The sequence below is a fragment of the Clostridium sp. TW13 genome, assembly GCF_024345225.1.
Taxonomy (GTDB): domain Bacteria; phylum Bacillota; class Clostridia; order Clostridiales; family Clostridiaceae; genus Inconstantimicrobium; species Inconstantimicrobium mannanitabidum.
On the sequence record NZ_BROD01000001.1, the window covers coordinates 2,092,669 to 2,114,372 of the forward strand.

General features: G+C 30.0%; 23 protein-coding genes and 1 riboswitch. Of the genes, 6 read left to right on the plus strand and 17 right to left on the minus strand.

Going from position 1 to position 21,704, the window contains the following annotated elements; all coding sequences use genetic code 11:
- Window positions 1–18: 18 nt before the first annotated feature.
- A riboswitch (ZMP/ZTP riboswitch) is annotated at window positions 19–96 on the minus strand.
- Between the two features lie 186 nt (window positions 97–282).
- From pyrE to OCU47_RS10415, 13 genes are all read right to left on the minus strand, one after another.
- Window positions 283–957, minus strand: a complete 675-nt coding sequence (gene pyrE, locus OCU47_RS10355) for an orotate phosphoribosyltransferase (RefSeq protein ID WP_261828526.1) — start codon at window positions 955–957, stop codon at window positions 283–285.
- A 27-nt stretch (window positions 958–984) separates the two neighbouring features.
- Window positions 985–1,887 carry a dihydroorotate dehydrogenase gene (locus OCU47_RS10360; protein WP_261828527.1) on the minus strand — a complete coding sequence of 301 codons (903 nt, stop codon included), beginning with the start codon at window positions 1,885–1,887 and terminating at the stop codon, window positions 985–987.
- A 23-nt stretch (window positions 1,888–1,910) separates the two neighbouring features.
- Entirely contained in the window at window positions 1,911–2,660 is a 750-nt protein-coding gene (locus OCU47_RS10365) for a dihydroorotate dehydrogenase electron transfer subunit (protein WP_261828528.1), read from the minus strand.
- Window positions 2,661–2,671: 11 nt separating this feature from the next.
- Window positions 2,672–3,544: an orotidine-5'-phosphate decarboxylase gene (gene pyrF / locus OCU47_RS10370; protein ID WP_261828529.1), complete on the minus strand. Its 873-nt coding sequence runs from the start codon at window positions 3,542–3,544 to the stop codon at window positions 2,672–2,674.
- Between the two features lie 30 nt (window positions 3,545–3,574).
- Window positions 3,575–4,012, minus strand: a complete 438-nt coding sequence (locus OCU47_RS10375; protein ID WP_261828530.1) for an aspartate carbamoyltransferase regulatory subunit — start codon at window positions 4,010–4,012, stop codon at window positions 3,575–3,577.
- 1 nt (window position 4,013) lies between these two features.
- Window positions 4,014–4,937, minus strand: coding sequence for an aspartate carbamoyltransferase (gene pyrB, locus OCU47_RS10380; RefSeq protein ID WP_261830614.1), 924 nt, complete (start codon window positions 4,935–4,937; stop codon window positions 4,014–4,016).
- A gap of 244 nt (window positions 4,938–5,181) precedes the next feature.
- Entirely contained in the window at window positions 5,182–6,450 is a 1,269-nt protein-coding gene (locus OCU47_RS10385) for a dihydroorotase (protein WP_261830615.1), read from the minus strand.
- 64 nt (window positions 6,451–6,514) lie between these two features.
- Window positions 6,515–7,093 carry a hypothetical protein gene (locus tag OCU47_RS10390; RefSeq protein ID WP_261828531.1) on the minus strand — a complete coding sequence of 193 codons (579 nt, stop codon included), beginning with the start codon at window positions 7,091–7,093 and terminating at the stop codon, window positions 6,515–6,517.
- Window positions 7,094–7,281: 188 nt separating this feature from the next.
- Entirely contained in the window at window positions 7,282–7,626 is a 345-nt protein-coding gene (locus OCU47_RS10395) for a hypothetical protein (protein WP_261828532.1), read from the minus strand.
- 240 nt (window positions 7,627–7,866) lie between these two features.
- On the minus strand, window positions 7,867–8,067 hold the full coding sequence (locus tag OCU47_RS10400) for an alpha/beta-type small acid-soluble spore protein (RefSeq protein WP_261828533.1): 201 nt from the start codon (window positions 8,065–8,067) through the stop codon (window positions 7,867–7,869).
- 266 nt (window positions 8,068–8,333) lie between these two features.
- Entirely contained in the window at window positions 8,334–9,113 is a 780-nt protein-coding gene (locus tag OCU47_RS10405) for a serine hydrolase (RefSeq protein WP_261828534.1), read from the minus strand.
- Window positions 9,114–9,345: 232 nt separating this feature from the next.
- On the minus strand, window positions 9,346–10,443 hold the full coding sequence (locus tag OCU47_RS10410) for a 6-phosphofructokinase (protein WP_261828535.1): 1,098 nt from the start codon (window positions 10,441–10,443) through the stop codon (window positions 9,346–9,348).
- A 223-nt stretch (window positions 10,444–10,666) separates the two neighbouring features.
- Window positions 10,667–11,524: an undecaprenyl-diphosphate phosphatase gene (locus OCU47_RS10415; protein WP_261828536.1), complete on the minus strand. Its 858-nt coding sequence runs from the start codon at window positions 11,522–11,524 to the stop codon at window positions 10,667–10,669.
- 235 nt (window positions 11,525–11,759) lie between these two features.
- Here OCU47_RS10415 and OCU47_RS10420 point away from each other — a divergent pair, with 235 nt between their 5' ends.
- From OCU47_RS10420 to OCU47_RS10440, 5 genes are all read left to right on the plus strand, one after another.
- Entirely contained in the window at window positions 11,760–12,635 is an 876-nt protein-coding gene (locus OCU47_RS10420; RefSeq protein WP_261828537.1) for a hypothetical protein, read from the plus strand.
- A 62-nt stretch (window positions 12,636–12,697) separates the two neighbouring features.
- Window positions 12,698–14,053 carry a MurT ligase domain-containing protein gene (locus OCU47_RS10425; RefSeq protein WP_376778035.1) on the plus strand — a complete coding sequence of 452 codons (1,356 nt, stop codon included), beginning with the start codon at window positions 12,698–12,700 and terminating at the stop codon, window positions 14,051–14,053.
- An 11-nt stretch (window positions 14,054–14,064) separates the two neighbouring features.
- Complete coding sequence (locus OCU47_RS10430) at window positions 14,065–14,796, plus strand: type 1 glutamine amidotransferase (protein WP_261828539.1); 732 nt, start codon at window positions 14,065–14,067, stop codon at window positions 14,794–14,796.
- A gap of 103 nt (window positions 14,797–14,899) precedes the next feature.
- Window positions 14,900–16,168: a D-alanyl-D-alanine carboxypeptidase family protein gene (locus tag OCU47_RS10435; RefSeq protein WP_261828540.1), complete on the plus strand. Its 1,269-nt coding sequence runs from the start codon at window positions 14,900–14,902 to the stop codon at window positions 16,166–16,168.
- A 37-nt stretch (window positions 16,169–16,205) separates the two neighbouring features.
- Window positions 16,206–16,457: a hypothetical protein gene (locus OCU47_RS10440; RefSeq protein WP_261828541.1), complete on the plus strand. Its 252-nt coding sequence runs from the start codon at window positions 16,206–16,208 to the stop codon at window positions 16,455–16,457.
- Between the two features lie 59 nt (window positions 16,458–16,516).
- Here the strand turns inward: OCU47_RS10440 and OCU47_RS10445 are convergent, their stop codons facing one another.
- Window positions 16,517–16,957: an Lrp/AsnC family transcriptional regulator gene (locus OCU47_RS10445; protein ID WP_261828542.1), complete on the minus strand. Its 441-nt coding sequence runs from the start codon at window positions 16,955–16,957 to the stop codon at window positions 16,517–16,519.
- Between the two features lie 463 nt (window positions 16,958–17,420).
- Here OCU47_RS10445 and OCU47_RS10450 point away from each other — a divergent pair, with 463 nt between their 5' ends.
- Complete coding sequence (locus tag OCU47_RS10450; protein WP_261828543.1) at window positions 17,421–18,830, plus strand: aspartate ammonia-lyase; 1,410 nt, start codon at window positions 17,421–17,423, stop codon at window positions 18,828–18,830.
- A gap of 379 nt (window positions 18,831–19,209) precedes the next feature.
- On the opposite strand, the gene OCU47_RS10455 is transcribed toward OCU47_RS10450, so the two are convergent.
- From OCU47_RS10455 to OCU47_RS10465, 3 genes are read right to left on the minus strand one after another with little or no spacing between them, the layout of a single operon-like run.
- Window positions 19,210–20,460 (minus strand): glycoside hydrolase family 26 protein, encoded by a 1,251-nt coding sequence (locus OCU47_RS10455; protein WP_261828544.1) that lies wholly within the window; start codon window positions 20,458–20,460, stop codon window positions 19,210–19,212.
- Window positions 20,461–20,464: 4 nt separating this feature from the next.
- On the minus strand, window positions 20,465–20,728 hold the full coding sequence (locus tag OCU47_RS10460) for a hypothetical protein (protein WP_261828545.1): 264 nt from the start codon (window positions 20,726–20,728) through the stop codon (window positions 20,465–20,467).
- Window positions 20,668–21,684 carry an ABC transporter ATP-binding protein gene (locus tag OCU47_RS10465; RefSeq protein WP_261828546.1) on the minus strand — a complete coding sequence of 339 codons (1,017 nt, stop codon included), beginning with the start codon at window positions 21,682–21,684 and terminating at the stop codon, window positions 20,668–20,670. The genes OCU47_RS10460 and OCU47_RS10465 overlap by 61 nt, the downstream gene beginning before the upstream one ends.
- Window positions 21,685–21,704: the final 20 nt, after the last annotated feature.

A 21,704-nucleotide genomic window follows, 5' to 3' on the forward strand; every position in this document is an offset into this window, starting at 1 on the left:
AAAACGACCATCTGAGCATTATGGTGCCCAGACGGTCGGCTTTCAAGATCATACTTCACGTGGTTACTCCACTTTCCGTCAGTCATATGATCCGTTTATAAAAATATTATACTTTATGAAGTAAATATGTTCAACAGTTTTTATTTATTTTTTATTTCTTTATATTACTAATGTTTTGATTTACAACTATTTCAATAGAAATTCATATTTCTTGTAAATTATTCTTAAGTTTATACAATTCAATATTTTTAAATTATTTGAATAAACAATTCTTTTAAAAAATTATTTTGCACCATATTGTTTATAGTACTCATCAATTCTAGCCTTTATTTCATCATTTATAATAACTTTTCCATGTACCTCTTTGTTATATAAGTAATCTATCACTTCAGCCATGGTAACTATTGCACAAGTTTTAAATCCAAATTTTTCTCTTATTTCTGTTAGAGCAGACGCTTCTCCTTGACCTCTTTCCATACGATCCACAGATATTATAAGCCCTTTAACTTCAACATCAGCTTGAGATTTTAATATAGGCATTGTTTCGTATATAGAAGTTCCTGCTGTTGTAACATCTTCTACTATTAAAACCTTATCTCCATCCTTTAGTTTACTACCAAGAAGTATTCCTGTATCTCCGTGATCCTTAACTTCTTTTCTATTTGAACAATATTTAACATCTATATTATATTTGTTTGAAAGAGCTATAGACGTAGTAACTGATAATGGAATTCCCTTATAAGCTGGTCCAAATAATATACCATAATCTTCACCGAAGTTCTCTTTAATCGCTTGAGCATAAAATTCTCCAAGCTTACTTAATTGACTTCCAGTTTGATAATTTCCTGTGTTTACAAAGAAAGGTGTCTTTCTTCCACTCTTTGTTACAAAATCTCCAAAAGTTAAAACTCCACATTCTATCATAAATTCAATAAACTCTTTTTTGTATGTTTCCATTAAAAATTCCTCCTCAAATTATATCTACTAAAGTCTCGCTGCTCCAATTATCTCTTTTATATCTTTAATACCTTCTCTATTTAAAAATTGTTCCATTTCTTTAATAATTCTAGGTCCTGCTAATGGATCTGAGAAGTTTACTGTCCCTATTTGTATAGCAGTTGCTCCTGCCATCATAAATTCTATGGCATCTTCACCAGTTGCAATACCACCAAGTCCTACTACTGGCACATTTACAGCCTTGCACACTTCGTACACCATTCTTAAAGCTATTGGTTTCACTGCTGGACCTGATAATCCTGCAAAAACATTATTAAATACAGGCTTTCTCTTGTTTATATCAATTGCCATACCTTTTAATGTATTGATAAGTGATAAGGAATCTGCTCCTGCCTCAACGCAGGCATATGCCATTTCTACTATATCTTCCGCATTTGGTGATAATTTAACCATTAGAGGTTTCTTGGATATTGCTTTTATTTTTGAAACTACATCCTTTGCAACTTCAGATTTTATTCCAAAGGCCATTCCCCCTGATTTTACATTAGGACAAGATATATTAAGTTCTATAATATCAACATCAGTATCATTAATAAGCTCCACAGCTCTTTCATAGTCTTCAATTGTTGCTCCACCAATATTGGCTAGTATGTTAGTATTTAATCTTTTCATCTTAGGAAGTTCTTCCTTTATGAATCTTTCTACTCCTGGATTTTGTAATCCCACTGAATTCATCATTCCCATTGCTGTTTCTACAACTCTGATTCCTTCATTTCCTTCCTTAGGATTTATTGTTAAGCCTTTGGAAGATATTCCTCCTAAAACACCAACATCGTAAAAATCACTATATTCAGCCCCAAAACCAAAAGTACCTGAAGCAGCTATAACTGGATTTTTAAAGCTAACGCCATTTATATCAACATTTAACATAATGGTTCTCCTCTCAATTTCAACTAAAATTCAACCTCTAATCCATTAAACACTGGACCATCTTTGCAAGTTCTCTTATTGCCATTCTTTGTCTTACAAGTGCATACAAGGCAAGCACCTACTCCGCAAGCCATATGCTTTTCCATTGAAACTAATACATTTGTGTTACTTTCTTTGCACATCTCAACCACTTTCTTCATCATAACCTCTGGTCCACAACAAAGAACTACATCATAGTCACTTGGGTTAAACAACTCAGTAACAAAACCCTTATGTCCATGGCTTCCAGTATTAGTTGCTACTAAATATTCCTTAGAATATTTTTTTATCTCCTCTTCAAGATATACATCATCTCTAAATCCAAAGAAACTATATATCTCACAAGCAGCATTAATTTCTTTTATTTTCTTAGAAGTTTGTATCATTGGAGCAGTTCCAATCCCACCAGCTACTACAGCTATTTTTTTATTTTCCTTAGCTATTGTCTCCACATCAAATCCATTTCCTAAAGGTCCAAAAACTTTTAAAGTATCATTTGCTGTAAGCTTTGAAAACTCCTTAGTTCCTGTACCTACAGCAGCATAATAGAATACTATTGTATCTTCTATCTTTTCACATATAGAAATTGGTCTTCCAAGAAGAGCAGTCTTAGGCATTAGCATATAGAACTGACCTGGTTTAATTTGATTTTCTTCTTTGATTACAAGCTTAAATATTCCATTAACAACTTCTGTATTCTCTAATATTTCTGCATCACAGTAATTTATACTCATAGAACCCTCCATTATTTTAAGTCAGCTACAGCTTTTCTTATTTCATCTCTCATTCTTATAGCTTCTTCTCTTGCACATAAAGCATATTCTTTCTCTCTACCATCTTTCTTATATGCTAATAAAATTCCTCTTGATGAATTTACAACTCCGCCATTACCATTATTTAAATACATTGCTACATCCTCAGCTTTTCCACCTTGTGCTCCGTATCCTGGAATCAAGAAGAACATATTACTAAATCTCTTTCTTAAAGCCTTTCCTTCTTCTACATGAGTACAACCTATAACTCCTCCTAAAGGATGATATCCACAATCAGCTACATATTCCTTTCCCATGTCCATTAATCTATCTCCAACTACATGGTATACCTTATCTCCTGAAGCTGTATCAAGATATTCAATATCTTCCGCACCTTTGTTTGATGTTCTAACCAAACTAAATATTCCCTTTTTTCCTGTAGTTATATAAGGAAGATAAGGTTCTACGCTATCCATACCCATATAAGGGCTTAATGTTATAAAATCTGCTTCAAAATCACCTTCAAAATGAGCTTTTGCATACATCTTAGCAGTAGCAGCTATATCTCCTCTTTTAATATCAGCTATAATGATTGCTTCCTTTTCTCTTAAATATTCTAAAGTTTTTTTGTATGCCATCATTCCTTTCATTCCAAGAGCTTCATAATAAGCTATTTGCACTTTAAAGCAAGCAGCTACATCTATAGTTGCATCTATAATATCCTTATTAAATTTCACTATAGCATCTTCAACAGATCTTCCTTCACTAATATGCTGTGGTATATATTCAAAAGCTGTATCAAGTCCAACACATACAACACCTTTTTCTTCTACTGCATTGTACAACTTATCCATGATTGAATTCATAAATCCCATGCCTCCTTATTTTTGTTTTTACTATATTTCTGACAATCTTGTTATCTCGTCGCAATATTCACATCTATAAGTTCCTTTTTCTCTATCCATTAATATAAAAGAATGTGGAACGTACTTTTCTACTCCTGTTATACATCTAGGATTTTTGCAAGTTATTATATTTTCAACCTTACTTGGTAATTCAGGTTTTATCTTGCTAACTATCTTTTCAGCCTTAACCTCATCTATAGTTACAGTTGGGGATAATAAAGCAAGAATGGTGTAATCTATATAATCAAAATCCTCTATTTCAATTTTGATTATATCTTTTGTACCAAGTAATTTACTCTCAGCATTCATAATTAATGCTACTCTATAGCCTAATTTATCTAATTTCAAATAATTAAATATCTTTATACCTACTCCAGCTTCAATATGATCTATTACAAATCCATTTTTTATACTTGTAATCTCTAACATTCTATAGCACCTCCAATAGTTTACACATTAAAGCCATTCTTACGTACATTCCATACTCTGCTTGCTTAAAATATGCTGCTCTAGAATCATTATCTACTTCCATGGCTATCTCATTTACTCTTGGAAGTGGGTGCATAACTATCATATCCTTTTTAGCTTGCTTCATTTTGTCTGCATCCAAAATGTAACAATCCTTAAGTCGCAAATATTCTTCTTCATTAAAGAATCTTTCTTTTTGGACTCTTGTCATATAAAGTATATCTAGTTCTTCAATAACATCATCAAGTTTTTCAACCTGCTTAAATTCAATATTATTCTTTTCTATAAATTCTTCTTTTATGTAGTCTGGGATTTTTAATTCTTTAGGTGATATAAGAACAAATTTTGTTCCATTATATCTAGACATGGCCTTTATTATTGAATGAACAGTTCTTCCATATTTTAAATCTCCACATATTCCTACCACATGATTCTCTAAACCATCTTTCAAGCATTCAATTGTAAGTAAGTCTGCAAGAGTTTGTGTTGGATGTTGATGTCCTCCATCACCTGCATTAATTATTGGCACTGTGGAAAATTTACTAGCTACTTTAGCTGCACCCTCCTTTGGATGTCTCATAGCTATTATATCTGTATAAATTGATACCATTTTTATTGTATCTGCAAGAGTTTCCCCTTTTGATGCTGAACTTGAATTTGGTTCAGAAAAACCTAAGACTTTGCCACCTAACCTCATCATAGCTGCTTCAAAGCTAAATCTTGTTCTTGTGCTAGGCTCATAAAATAGTGTAGCTAAAATTTTGCCATCACATACTTTAGAGAATTTTTTTGGATCTGCAATAATTTGACGTGCTAGTTTAAAGACCTCTGCTAATTCTTCAACTGAAAAATCCATTGGATCTATTAAGTGTTTGTTTTTCATAATATAATCACTCCTTCTTAACTTCTCTGAGTTAAACTTAAAGGTATCTAAAAGTGTAAAATAAGCTTAAGTAAAAAAACTGTATATAAAAAAAGTCTTCCTGCTTAAAGGAAGACATAATAACCCTAATGTATACAGCATTATATAACTTCCTTGCTGATTTCTCTGAATCAGTTTAAAAGAACTTATTTACTCCTTCTAAAATATCACCAATTAAGTATAATGTCAAATTAATTTCTATATTTAGTTATAAATCTCTATAAATTATATTTCCATTACAGATTGTATATTTTACCTTTCCAAATAAGGTTTCTCCAATAAAAGGTGAATTAGTTGCTTTTGATGAAAAATCTTTAACTATCCATTGCTCATCTGCATCAAAGATAACTAAATCTGCCTTTGCATTTTCTTCAATAGTTCCAACTTCTAAATTGTATAATTTTGCTGGATTTATTGTCATCTTCTCAAGTAACTTTATCATTGGCAAATGTCCTTGTTTAACCAAGCTAGTTATCCCTAAGGCTAAAGAAGTTTCTAGACCTATTATCCCACTAGGTGCTTTTAATAATTCCCTTCCCTTTTCTTCATTGCTATGAGGTGCATGATCTGTGGCTATTATCTCAATAGTATCATCCTTTAATCCCTCTATAATTTTCTTTTTATCATCTTGTGTTCTGATTGGTGGATTCATCTTTGCAAGTGTTCCATGCTTCAAAACAGCTTCTTCAGTTAACGTAAAATGATGTGGTGAAGCTTCTGCTGTAACATTCGCTCCCATTTGTTTAGCCATTCTTACCATATCTACTGAATTTCCCGAACTAATATGTTGAATATTAACTTTTGCACCTGTATTTAATGCCAGCATGCAATCTCTAGCTACCATTACGTCCTCTGCTACATTAGGCGCTCCTATAATGCCAAGTTGCTTTGATATTTTTCCTTCATTTATTCCTGAATTTCCTATCAGACTCGAATCTTCTTCATGAAGACTAATTGGCACATTAAGTTCTTTTGCCTTTGCCATTGCTTCAAACACAATTTTACTATCCATTAATGGAATACCATCATCACTGAACCCAACAGCACCTGAAGCTTTTAAAGAATCCATATCCACTAATTCTTTTCCTTTAAACTCTTTTGATATAGCTGCAACCTGCAATACATTAATTTTAGTTTTTTTTGATTCTTCCAATATGTATTTTAAGGTATCTTCATTATCTACTACTGGTTTTGTATTAGCCATGCAAACAACAGTGGTAAAACCACCTCTAGCTGCTGAATCTGCACCTGTCTGAATATCTTCTTTATATGTAAATCCAGGATCTCTAAAATGAACATGAACGTCAATTAATCCTGGTGCAACTATTTTTCCCCTTGTATCAATAATCTGCTCGTAAGTTTCATCTTCACTGAACTTTCCAATCTTGTAAATTAAATCTTCACTTATTATTAAATCTATAACTTCATCTCTTTTGTTTTTTGGATCAATCACTCTACCATTTTTTATAAGAATCATAGTTTCAATTGCCACTAAAAATTCACTTGATGTTGTGGCTCTCCCTTCATGTTTTTAAATTCGTTTATATCTCTTTTTTAGGAATCAAATAACACTTATTAAAATAGAACATCGCTACTATTGTTATAAAAAACCATACAACTGCAAATAGCACTGCCATAGCAAGTTGACCATTAATAAAAAATAAATCTATTGATACTTTTTTCACTATAGCACCAAAAAGAACTGCAAAACATATTATTTGGAGAACGCCACTTAAATATGTAATATTGCAAAGGTCTAACAATGATTGTAGGTATTTTTTTCTTCTATAATTACATTGCCACAACATATTATAAATTCTACAAAGCACTAAGCTATAGTATTTAAATACCTTCTTAAATTTCTTCATATTTTCCATAATAAAATCACAACATTCATCATTTCTATTAGCATAAAATAAAATCAAGGCTTTAGTATAAAGACAATACACCTTATCTTCTTCCTTAATACATACATCTATAGCGCTTTGACATTCTATTAACGCTGCTGAATAATTACTTTTATTTACTGCAGTATTCATATGCATAATGTGAAGCAGGACATTACCATCTTCAATTTTCTTAAGTATATCAGTTTCTATATCAAAACTTCCTATTATCAATTAATCTTCCTCCATTTTTCTATAAACTTATTTTTACTTAGCTAATTATAACATTGGATTTAATACTTCATCAATAACACTTATGGAAAATATAACTACTGTATTAGGCTACACCACTGTAAATATATATCCACTTTGAATATAAAAAAAACACCAAATAAAATTTGGTGAATAGCTCAAATCAGTAATTATTTAACTATTTTAAGATAATCTTTAACCTGAAAAATATCTTTTTCTGTATCACTAAGTTTATGTTGTATAAATCTAATATCTGTTACTACTGAATTCAACTTTTCTTTTGTTTCAGTTCTAAACGCTGTAAGATCAGCAGTTTGATCATAAATAGTGTCAACTTTATATTTGATTTCTTTTATATCATCTTTCATTAAATTCATTTCAACTTTCACTTCAGAAACATCTTTTTGTATTCCAGTTATATCAATTTGCATTTCAGCTATGCTATTTTGCATAATATGTTGCTTTTTATCCATAGTATCAATCTTAGATAATATTTGTTTTAATAGCTCTTCCATAGGGTTATCCTTCAAATAATTATTCTTTAAATAATTATAAACTAAAATATATAAATATAAAAGAAGTTATTTTATTAGGTACATAAAAAAAGATACTATTAGATTTGATATCTTAATCTAAATAGTACCTTTTTTATTTAATACATTGCTTGGTAAATTCATTTGATGGACATTATGTTTACATTTATAAATGCACTAAGTATACACCTAGTGCATTTATATTATTTAATTATTTATTTATTAAAGTTGTTTTTCGTAGCTTTCTATCATTCTCTTAACCATTTCTCCGCCAACGCTTCCGTTTTGTCTTGAAGAAAGGTTTCCTTTGTCTACGCTGTCATAGTTTGATATTCCTACTTCTGATGCAACCTCAGTCTTTAATCTGTTTAAACCTGCTTTTGCTTCTGGAACTAAAACTCTGTTGTTATTATTAGATGCCATAATGAATTACCTCCTCAAAATTTTTTTTACTTCAAAAAATTATTTTTTAATTTCTTGAAATATTTTTTATTTATTTCTTGCCGGCACTATTATATTAACCAGTATGGCAAAATAATAACCGATAAAAATGTTAACAGAAGTAGCATTGTACACTTATATTAGATAACTTTAGCTATTTTTCCTTTCATCCTAATCAATTTTTTTTAATTTACTATTTAATTAAAAATAATAACCCCTAGAAACCTAGGAGTTATCACATTCTTAAATTAATTCCAGTTATTCATAACATTATCCCACATCATCTTCCCACACTTAGCCAATGTCACTGTACCATAAACTGAATTAGGTATATCTTGTGACATTACAGTAAATACAAAATTACCTTTATCAAGATTTATTAATTCTGTATCATTCTCAATGCCTTTTTTATCTCCTGTTTTACTTGAAATTTCATACTTCAAATCATCTGGTATATATAAAGCTAATTTGTTTTTAATTTGTTGTCTAGTCAATATATCTATAAGCATTTGGCTATTTTTTTCATTTAAATATGTTCTGTTGTATAGAGTCTTCCAAATTAGAGAAAGATCTTTAGCTGAAGTTATGTTTTCAACCTCACTATTCACATTTCTTTCATCGCTAGTTTTTCTATTAAGAACAGTCTCTGTAAGTTTTAATTCTTTTATAACAGAATTTATTCTATCAAATCCTAATATATCTATTATTTTATTTGCAGCAGTATTATCACTTTGAATCAGCATTGCTACCATTAATTCAAAAATAGTGTACTCTCTATCATTAAATTCATGAATAATGCCAGTGCCGTAAACCTTATCATTTTCTTCTATTTTTATTTTATCTAAAAAACTCACATTGCCAAACTCCTCTTCTTTTATCAGAGCCACAGCTATAGGAAGTTTCATACATCCCGCAGCTGTCATTGGGACGTTTTCATTATATCCAAAGGAATACCCACTTTTTAAATCTTCAAAGTAAAAGCCATAAGATCCTAATCTTGTTTGTAAATATCTTTTTATCTCTTTCATAATACCCTCCAGCTTTCTATATAAAGTTAAATTCTCTATACTAAGTATAACATATTGTCAGAATATTTTGAAGTTTTTTTTTAATTTCCCATAATAATCTTTTATCTTGAAAAGATACATCAAACTCTATTTTTAACCATCTTTGTAAAACCTATAATTTAAACTCCTTGAAACTTCTAAAAATTAATAGACATTTCAAGGAGCTTATTTAAATTTATCTTATAATATAATCTTAATCTCCAAATGATATACCAATACTTCTTGCTATATTAACAAGTTCATCATCTGGTTTTACAGTTTTCAATTTTCCAATTACGTTTTCTAAACTATCATAGCCTATAGTATCACCTTTTAATGCTACCATATTACCAAACATTCCTTCAGCAACTAATTCAACTGCCTTAACTCCGTATCTGGTTGATAATATTCTATCATAAGTACCAGTAGTACCACCTCTTTGGATATGTCCAAGAACTGTATTTCTAATCTCATGATTTTTCACTAGTTTTTCCAAATCAGCAGCTAGTTTGTTACCAATTCCACCAAGTCTTATTGGATCTGGACTATCTTCAACTATTTTTTGAACTACAACCTCTCCATCTTTTGGTTTTGCTCCTTCTGCTACAACTATTATTGTAAATAACTTTCCTCTTTCTTCTCTTGCTCTAATTTTTTCTACAACCTTATTTATGTCGTAAGGAATTTCAGGAATAAGTATTACATCTGCTGATCCTGCTATACCTGATTCAAGAGCTATCCATCCAGCATTTCTGCCCATAACTTCAAGAATCATTACCCTATGATGTGATTCTGCTGTGGTGTGTAATCTATCTAATGCTTCTGTAGCCACATCAATAGCTGTATTGAAACCAAAGGTTACATCTGTGCAAGCTAAATCATTATCTATAGTTTTAGGAACACCAATTACATTTACTCCTTTTCTTGAAAAATCTCTTGCTGATGTTAAAGTTCCATCTCCACCAATTACAACTAAAGCATCAATTCCTTCTTTTTTTAGATTTTCTACACCCACATTAGAAACATCTTTTTTGACCATCTTTCCATTTTCTTCAACTTGATAATCAAATAAATTATCTTTATTTGAACTATATAATATTGTGCCTCCTCTTCCTAATATTCCTGATACTGATTCCAATGTAAGTGGCATCAAATCATTATTATATAATCCTCTATATCCAAACTTATAGCCATATACTTCATACCCATATTGTAGTATGGCTGTTTTTACTGCAGCTTGTATTACTGCATTCAAGCCTGAGCAATCTCCTCCTCCTGTTAATAGTGCAATTTTTTTAATTTCTTTTGCCATCTCATATTCCCCCTAACCATTAGTTACTTTCTAGAAGACGTAAATGTTTTCTTCTTTATTCAAATATATCATATTCATATTTTATATTAAAGTAACTTTTTAAGAATGTTAAAAATTTTCACAATTTTCATAATTCCAGACAATTTTAATTGTAAATTTTACCATCCTGCTTTATAAAAAAAGTTGTTCTATTTAAAAAACTTAAATAAAACAACTATTTTATCTATTGTATTACCTTAGTAAAGATTAATACTGCTAGTAATATACCTGCTACAACTCTGTAAACTGCAAATATTCTCATTGGTTTCTTCTTTAAGTAATTCATAAATGCTTCTACTACAAAGTATGAAACTATAAAACAAACTACACAACCTAAACCTAAAGCTACCCAGTTACTTGAATTCATAATTGAAAAATCCAAATCTTTAACTGACATTATTGTAGCTCCACACATTGCTGGAATTGCTAAGAAAAATGAAAATTCAGCAGCAAGAGATGTTTTCATACCTGCTAACCATCCACCTATAATAGTAGATGCACTCCTTGACATACCTGGCCATAAAGACAAACATTGAAATATTCCTACAGTCAATGCTTGACCATAGCTTATATCATTAATTTCAGTAGCCATTTTAGCATGCTTTCTCTTTTTTCTATACATATTTTCTGTAACTATAAGTAATATACCACCTACAATAAAACCAATAGCTACTGTACTTACGCTCATTAATTTTTCTTCAATTATTTTGTGTATCCCTAATCCAACTATTACAGCTGGAATTGTTCCTACAATAACATTAATTCCAAACTTAAATCCTTCTTCACCTTTTTTTCCGCCTGAAAAAATATATGCAAAGAATTCTATCACTGCATTCTTTATCTTCTGCCAAAATAAAACTACTACTGCAAAAATTGCAGCTAATTGAATAACTACCATATACATTTTGGTAAAAGGTGTATCATAAAACCCTATAAGCTTTCCTACGAGAATTTCATGCCCAGTTGAAGATACAGGTATAAACTCTGTAAGTGCTTCTACAATAGCAATAATAATTGCCTTAAATATCAATATAAAATCCAAATTTCTTCACTCCTTAATTGTAATGTCTCTTATTTAATTATAATAGATTAACTTTTTTTGTCTATTTAATTTTTTATTAACACTTTCTTAAGATTTACATATTATTGTTGTTCTTTAAAAATTACACAATCAATTTAAACTATGGATCACACACTTTTATCATCATTAATAAGTACGTTTAATTTTGTTATTCAATATGCTATACTGTGTTTAGTCTATTTTGAAAGGTGATTTTATGAAAATTAAAAAACTTAAACCACGTCTATCTACGTTAATTATTTTTTTCTTAGCCTTCTTTTTACTAGGAGTATTATTTAATAATTTAAACCCGTTAATGTTTATAAATTATAAAAACAAATATGCTACTGATAATTATTATAGCGGAGCTTCTGATAAAAATATTTCTGAAGTTACTGTGGCTCCTTATTGGATTAACACTCCTAAGGATGAAAATGTAACATTTTTCCCTGAAGCTTCTGATTATGATGTTAAGTTAGCTATGCTATCCAATAATGATAGAATAAATAATACATATTTAAATCAAAATCTAAACAGTTTAACTCCTAATATACTTATGTGTTCTTTAGATACATTAAAAGCATCTGGAAATGCGTTAAATAATATAAAACAGTGTAATGAAACTCATATCATAGAAAATATAAATGATAAAAATAAACTTGCTTATATATATGTAAATATGGATTCTTTAACTGTGGGAACCATGGAGTCAACAGTTAATTCTATAAAAGAATATACAAGATTAAATTTTGCCACTATAGTATTTTTAGACTCAAAGAACTTGGTGAAAAATGACTTTATTGACCTATTAGTAAAATCAGGAGTAACAGTCTTAATTACTACAGGAGATACTAATGCAAGTTTTGAATTAAGAAAAAAAAGTCTAATACTGTATAACCTATATGATAACAAAAATTCCTATACTCCATTAGTTGATATAGTTTTTGATTCAAAAAAACCAATTTCAGTAGGACTAAAATTATTTATTAACGATGTAAATAACAGAGAACAAATCATAAACAATGTAAACTCTAAGATTAAAGGATTTACTAAAAAAATAAAAGAAAGCTTTACTTTTATAGATATTTACTAGTAAAATTGATTAATGTATTCATTTATTGTATAAAATTAATATATAACTTTTAATTTAAGGTGGTGTTTAAAATAAAATTCAAATCTATTATGGCTATTATTTGTGGAAAGTTCACCTTATTTATTTCTAAACATCTTTTAAAGGGAGGAAGTAATTTTCCTGGAAAGATAGCTTTAAAATTCGATAATACAATTTTAAAAGAGATATCTAAAAATTATAAGGTTGTTTTAATAACTGGTACCAATGGTAAAACTACCACTACCTCTATGATAAATAATCTTCTTACTGAACATGGACTTGATACTATAACTAATAATACTGGTGCAAATATGCTTCCTGGTATAGTTTCCTGCCTTCTTCAAAACTTTAAGTTTAATAATAGAAAGACTAAATATGCAGTTTTAGAAGTAGATGAAGCTAATTTAAAATTTATTACAGAATATATTACACCTGAAATTATTACTATAACAAATTTATTTAGAGATCAACTTGACAGATATGGAGAAGTTTATACTACTCTAAACAAAATTCTTGAAGGTGTAGTTAAAGTACCAAGTTCTACCCTAGTTTTAAATGGTGATGAATCTTTATTAGGAAAGCTCGACTTGCCTAACCCCAAAGTTTATTACGGTTTTAACCAATCAATAAGCGAAAATAATACGGTTGATATCAATGCAGACGCTAAATTCTGTAAATTCTGCAAATCACCCTATGAGTATAATTTCATAACTTATAATCACCTTGGTGATTTTTATTGTCCAAATTGTGGCTATAAGAGAGAACCACTTAATTATGCTGTTACTTCAATCTTAGAGGTAACCTCAGACTACTCAAAGGTTATGTTAAATGATACTGAATTTACTGTAACTCAATCAGGAATCTATAACATCTATAACGCCTTATGTGCTTATAGTATTGGTAAAGAACTTAAGGTTTCTGACGAAAGTATCAAAAAGTCTTTTGAAAAGCAAACTTCTAGCTTTGGTAGACAGGAAGAATTCAAGATTGGAGATAAGGATATAAAAATTATATTAGTAAAAAATCCTGCTGGATTCAATCAAGCTATTGATTTACTTTGTCTTAATGAAGCTGATTACAATTGTTGTTTCATGCTTAATGATAACTATGCTGATGGTAGAGATGTTTCTTGGATTTGGGACGTAAACTTTGAAAAACTATCTAAAACTCCAGTAAAGGATATATTTATCAGTGGAACAAGACTTTATGATATGGCTGTTAGATTAAAAGTAGCTAATCTAGATAAAGATAATTTTATAATTGAAGAAGACTACAAAACACTTACAGATAAGATTTCTTCTTCAAATGGTAATAAAGTTTATATATTGGCAACCTACACTGCTATGATAAATTACAGAAAATATTTACATAGTGTGGGCTATATTAAAAAACTTTGGTAAGGAGTGATTTTATGGAGCTTAATATTTGTCATCTATATCCTGATCTGCTTAATGTTTATGGTGACGTAGGAAATATATTAATACTTAAACATAGAGCTGAACTTAGAGGCATTACTGTAAATATTTCAAATCTTTCACTTAAAGATGATTTTGATAAAGATCTATATGATATCACCTTCTTTGGTGGGGGACAAGATTATGAGCAATCCATTGTATCTCAAGATATCTTTGATACTAAAAGAGACAGCATCAAAGATTATATAGAATCAGGAAAAGTATTTCTTGCAATCTGTGGAGGTTACCAACTCTTAGGTAAATACTATATGACTTCTACTGGTGAAAAGCTAAATGGTTTAGATATATTAAATATCTATACTGAGGCATGCAGCGACAGATTTATAGGTAATACAGCAATAATTAATGAAGATTTTAATGAAACCTATGTAGGTTTTGAAAATCATTCAGGAAGAACCTATATAAATGATTTAAAGCCTTTAGGCAAGGTACTTCACGGGTATGGTAATAATGGAACTGATGGTTACGAGGGTTGCATTTACAAAAACACTTACGGCACATACTTCCATGGATCTCTGTTATCCAAAAACCCTGAATTAGCTGATAGACTTATAAATGCCGCATTACACAAAAAATACAGTGATTTTTCCTTGGAACCTTTAAATGATACTTTTGAACTAAAAGCAAAAGAAGCTATTCTAAGAAAATTAAATTCGACTAAGAATTAAAAGACTATTTCAAAATAGTTACATTATTATTTATATATTGTATAGCATATTTAATAATGCTATACTTAATATTGCTAAAGACAATGATTGGAGAGATGAAAAAGTGAGACGTAAAAGAATAATTAGTACATTAGCTATAGCTTGTTTTATTACTGTTTTAGCTCCTACTGCTAAAATAGCACATGCTAGTGAAACTCAACCAAGTGTAGTAGGTCAATCTGCAATAACTGTGGATTATGAAACAGGAGAAATAATCTATGCAAAAGATATAGACACTAAAAGATATCCTGCATCAATTACAAAATTAATTACAGGATTGGTATTTGCTGAGAAAAAACAAAAAAGTGATACAATTCCTTATACTGAGGATGCAAAAACACAACCTGCTGAATCCTTTAGTGCAAATTACCCAGGAGCAATAAAGGTTGGAGAAACAATGACTGCTGATGATGTAATGAAATCATTACTTTTATTCTCAGCAAATGATGCAGCAACAATGATGGCTGATAGCATTGCTGGAAATACTACAGATTTTGCAAAGTTGATGAATGATAAGGCAAAAGCCCTAGGTTTAAGTCATACACACTTTGTAACACCAAATGGTCTTCATGATGACGATCACTATACTACTGCTTATGATTTATCAATTTTAACTAAGGCTGCCTTCCATAATGATTGGATAAAGGAAGTAATGGGAACAGAAAAAGCTAAAGTTTCTATAAGTAATGGTAAATCTATAGATATGACAAATTTAAATAATCTTTTAGGTAAAGATGGAAACATAGGCGGAAAAACAGGGACAACAAGTCAGGCTGGTAAATGTCTAACTTCAGTTTATGATAGAGATGGAAGAAAGATAATTGGAGTTGTATTAAAATCTACTCGTGATACTGGTGTTCAAGTATTCAAGGATATGAATAGCATTATAGATTGGAGTTATAAACAACAAAAATCTGTATTTTTACCAAAGGGAAAAACAATTGAAACTGTAAAAGTTAGCTATAAACCATTGAGATTCTTTGGTCCAACAAAAACTATAGATGTTCCAATTACTCTTAATGAAAATATTGAATACTATAAAAATGCTGTTAACGATAAAGAGTTAAAAACTAAAGTTATAGGTTCAACTACAAATGCTTGGGATTTAGCTAAAAATTCATCACTAGTAAAAGTTAGAGCTTCTCAAAGAGCTTATTCAAAAGACTACTCTGCATCTGCTCAAATTTCTACATCAACTTTAGTTAAAGATAATCTTGGTCTTTATGCTATTTGTTTAGTAGTTGCTGCTGTAGTTATATTCTTAATTTTATTTATTATTAACTTAATTAAAGCTAATAACAGAAAAAGATCAAAGAAAAAAGGTATCTTTTAAAATAATTTAAATATATTTGCTTTGGAGAGTGTTATTAATGAAAATTATCGTTGTTGCTATATTTGTGGCTATAATGTGTGGTATGTTCATCTTCTCAAATTTTAAAAGAAGAAAGTTTTATGCTGCTTTAATACTTATTCCAGGAATAAGTATCGTAATTTATCAAACTAATGTTATACAAAATTTAGATTATACTAAAAGTACAATATTTGGACTGATAAATGTACTTGCCATATTCATTATTAGTTTTTCTTTCTTTAGAGGATCTAATACTACCAAAGAAACATAATTTTCATTATTAATGAAAAAAGACTTCAGAAATTTTTCTGAAGTCTTTTTTCTATGATATTATTTTTCCTTAACCTTCAATCCCCTATGCTCCACTGGAGTTGAAAATACAATTTGAGTTTCTGTATTTCCAAACTTCTGTAATTGACCAATAAATGCATCTAGTTCTAATGTTGTAGCATATGCAACCTTGATAAGCATTGAATACTTTCCTGTTACACAATTGCATTCAATTACATTTGGACATTCAGCTATAAAAGGATAAAATATTGGTTTTTGCTTTGGTGACATCTCTAAATTAATAAAAGCTGTAATATTATATCCAAGCTTTAATTGATCCACTTTAGCATTATATCCAGTGATTACCCCTGATTTTTCTAACTTTTCTATACGAGTTGATACTGCTGGTGTTGATAAATATACTTCCTCTGCTAAATGCTTAAGTGGATATCTAGCATTCTCCTGTAATAATTCAATGATTTTAAAATCAATCTTATCCATATCTGCACTACTCCAAACATATATTATTTCTTAATAAGGCATCAGAAAATAAATAGCCCGTCCAAATAAATTAGAATATAAACCTATCTACTTTCAGATGCTTAAATTCTTTTAAAAAAAGGAGCACATCAATATTGCATATTGATGTGCTCCTTTGCACTATATTTATATAATACGGCAGTTTTAGCAAATGTACAAGTCTTTTTTATCATTTCACTTAATAAAATTAATTTTTTATGCTTTTTACTAAATAATATAAATATTCTGTTTTTTCTTTAAATTATTTCTCTTCTGTTCGGTATTAATTTATTTAAGTCAAACTTCTCATTTATTAATTTAGTTAAGATAAACTTATAATATTATAGTTATTATTCGCAATTAGACTTATATCATTTACTTTAGTTCTAAAGGATGCTATTCTCAATCATGTAGAAAATAATTGAAAACGGAGATGAATTTTTATATGAATACAAGGATAGAATCTGATTCAATAGGAAGTATTAAAGTTCCAATAGAAGCTTATTATGGTGTGCAATCTTTACGTGCTCACAATAATTTTTATATAACTGGAAAAGGAATGAATCCTACCCTAATAATTAGCCTTGCTGAAATAAAAAAAGCTGCAGCAATTACAAATAATAAGGCAGGTTTTTTAACAGATAATATTGCTAAAGCAATTATAACAGCTTGTGATGAAATAATATCTGGAAAGCTTCATGACCAATTTATAGTAGATCCAATTCAAGGTGGCGCTGGTACCTCAGCTAATATGAATGCTAATGAAGTAATAGCAAATCGTGCTATAGAGTTGCTTGGTGGCAATAAGGGTGACTACACTATTGTTCATCCAAATGACCATGTAAATATGGCTCAATCAACTAATGATGTTTTTCCAACAGCAGGTAAACTTTCAGTCCTTACTTTATTGCCAAGAGCTATTGCACAACTTCAAAGACTATACAACGCTCTAGTAGTAAAATCTGCAGAGTTTGATAATATAATTAAAATGGGAAGAACTCAATTGCAAGATGCAGTTCCAATACGTTTAGGACAATCTTTTAATGCCTATGCTTCAGTAGTAAAACGTGATATAGATCGTCTTAATAAAGCCCAAAAAGAAATGCTTACAATAAATATAGGAGCTACTGCTATAGGTACTTCAATTAATGCAACACCTGAGTATCTAAGTAATATCACTGCTAACCTCCAAACTGTGACTGGCAAAAAAATAGTTCAAGCTGATGACCTTATAGATGCAACTCAAAACTTAGATAGTTTTGTTAGTGTTTCTGGAATTCTTAAAACTTGTGCTGTTAATCTATCTAAGATTTCTAATGACTTACGTCTATTATCAAGTGGTCCAAAAACTGGGCTAGCTGAAATTAACCTTCCAGCAAAACAAAACGGATCTTCAATTATGCCAGGAAAAATAAATCCTGTAATACCAGAAGTGGTTTCTCAAGTTGCCTTTAATATAATCGGAAATGATTTTACAATAACTATGGCTGCTGAATCTGGGCAATTAGAATTAAATGCCTTCGAGCCAGTTTTATTCTACAATCTATTTGAATCTATAGAAACTTTAGAAAATGCTACAAGAACTTTTGTAGATAATTGCATTACAGGCATTACTGCTAATGAGGAAAGATGTAAAGAATTATTAGACCAAAGCGTAGGCACTGCTACTGCTCTTTGTCCATATATCGGATATAAGAAATCTGCAGAAATTGCAAAAACTGCTTTAAAAACAGGAAAAACTGTAACTACTTTAGTTTTAGAAGGAGGATTTCTTACTGAAACTGAACTCCAAGATATATTAAATCCTGTAGCTATGACACAAATTGAAGCTAAAATTGATAAATGTGCAATTTAATATCATTGCTTTGACTACCTTATATAAGAAAAGTCTGTAAATTATATTGAATAATATAACTACAGACTTTTCTTATCAGTTATTTATTTTTTTATCCGATAGCTAGCATCCGTAACACTCCAACTTTATATGAAACTCCCCTTCCTAAAGTCAGATGAGTACTCACAGAGTAAGCGACCATCATCAAATCATAGATTTGAGATGTCTGCTTAACCGATTCACACTAAATTGATTTTAATGAAGTTAACTAATTCATTAGTTAACTAAGTTCAAGTAACCAAATCATAGATTTTGACTTTCACTTATTTGCTTAAGTTGGAGATAACGGCTGCACGCTCCTGGACGAGGTACCCCTTGAGGGTGTAAGTTCAACTAAGATTCACTTGATATCTAACAAATTATCTAAATTAATTGCGTAAGGATGGTTAAATGCGTCTATTATTTTTTCTTTAGTATTCCATTTCTGATCAGCTAGAAAACCATTCCAAGTCATAAACCAAAGCCAATTTGTTTTACTCTGCTCTATTAAATCAAGATTAGGAACTGTACCGTTCTCAGCTAACGCTATAGGTTTTCCTTTACTAGGAATCTCATTTACACTTTGATAATCCAGTGACATCGGCCCATCATTTCCATTTGGTGTGTATATATCTATGCTAGCAATATCAACCACATCATCTCCTGGATAGTATTGCCTATCAGGTGCATTCCATATCCATATTAAATTATTAAGATTATGATAATTTACATATCTATCATACATTAATCTGTACAACCTAATATATGATTCAGGTCCTTGTGCTCCCCACCAAAACCAATTACCATCGGCTTCATGCAATGGTCTCCACAAAACAGGAATATTATTATCTCTTAAAACTTTTAACTTTTTCGCAATAGCATCTAAATCTTTAATCATTTCAATATATTCCTTACTATCTTGGATCAATGCTTCTTTTAAATCAAATTTAGTATTACTTGTATAGAAACTCTTATCTTCTCCATACATTGGTGAGAACCAATGCCAGCAAAAAGTTATAATAGCACCCTTCCTTGACCATTCAATTGCACCTTCAATACTCCCTCTATTATTAGCAATTTCATCAATGCATTCCCATGTACTGTCATTTGTTCCTACATGAAGAGAATAACTAAGTAGGTCAAATCCAATTATTGCAGGTATCTTTCCTGTAAGTCGTTTAACATACTCCACATCAGGAGCAGTTGATTTATTGCAGTGTTGCCCTGTAAGTATACCCTTTCCTTTAATCTTCTTGAAAAATCCCATTAATTCTTTACATTCATTAGAAGAATTAACATTAGAGAGTTGAAAACTTATACTTTTATCAATAGGCCTATCCACCTTAAGTAAATTTGCACACTCTATATTAACGTAACCATAAATTTTCTCAATAACAATACAATTTTCTCCTCCATCAAGCTTTATTGCCGGAGTTTTCTTTATCCTTATATCTTCTTTTTCATTTAAAACTATCTTTCCATAATACTTTTCATTAACATAAACCACAAATACTGCATATTCTTTTACATTATCAAATTCAAGTAATATACTGTAGAATCCAATTTCAGATAAATATTTTTCAATAGCTATTTTATTATTTTCATTTACCATACATCTATCTTCCTTTGTTATTTCTTATACTTAAAAATCTTATAACTATTCCTGCACCTATTATCATTATTAAATTAACAACTATAACCATTACATAAATAACTTGTGCCTCAGTATTATCTTTTATTAAGGCCACTCCTAAAATAGCAAGACCTAATAAACCGAACGCCATACAACGAATAAATTTAATAAAACTAATAATTGAAGTTAATTCAATATTTCTTGACTTTGTGCTCTTTGTGCTTCTACTTCCTCTGGATAATGACATGCTACATATCCTCCCTTGTATTCAGATAATTTTGGTGCTTCTTTCTCACATTTCTCTGTATAATAAGGACATCTTGTATGAAACCTGCAGCCTGTTGGAGGATTTACTATGCTTGGCATATCCAATGTTCTCAATGGTAATTGTTTTGAACTATAGTCTTTTCTAAATTTAATTGATTTAGGTACAGCTGCAAGCAATGCATGAAAGTATGGATGTTTAGGATGATCTATTGCATCAGTAATATTGTTTAATTCAATTACTTTCCCAAGATACATTACTACAAGCCTTCCATCCTTTGCAATATATCTTGCTGTTGCTAAATCATGAGTAATATATACAAAAGATATTCCAAATTTCTTATTCATTTTTGTCATTAAATCAATCAAAGAAATTCTTAATGAAACATCAACCATAGATACTGGTTCATCTGCAACAATTAACTCAGGTTTTACAGATAATGCTCTTGCTAAAAGCACTCTCTGCCTCTGTCCACCACTTAATTGATGAGGATATTTATATAAAAATTGTTCTTGTGGAACTAATCCAACTTCTTGAAAAGATTCCCTTAGTATATCCTCTGCTTCTTTTTTATTCTTAGCAATTTTATGTTGTAATAAAGGCATAGATAAGGATTGGAATATTGTCCTATTAGGGTTTAAAGCAGCAAATGAATCTTGATGTACCATCTGTACACCTAATCTATACTCCTTAAAATCTTTTCCCTTTAATTTACTTATATCCTTACCCTTATAAACTATTTTTCCCTTAGTTGGCTTATGAAGTCCAACTATCATTTTCCCTAAAGTAGTTTTGCCACATCCACTTTCACCTACAACTACTACAATTTCACCTTTATTAACATCTAAATTAACATCTGATAAAACTTCTACTTTTTCCTTCTTATTCACTCTACTTTCAAAGGAAATACTAGCATTTTCTACACTTAATAGTCCCACTTATATCCCTTCCTTCTTTT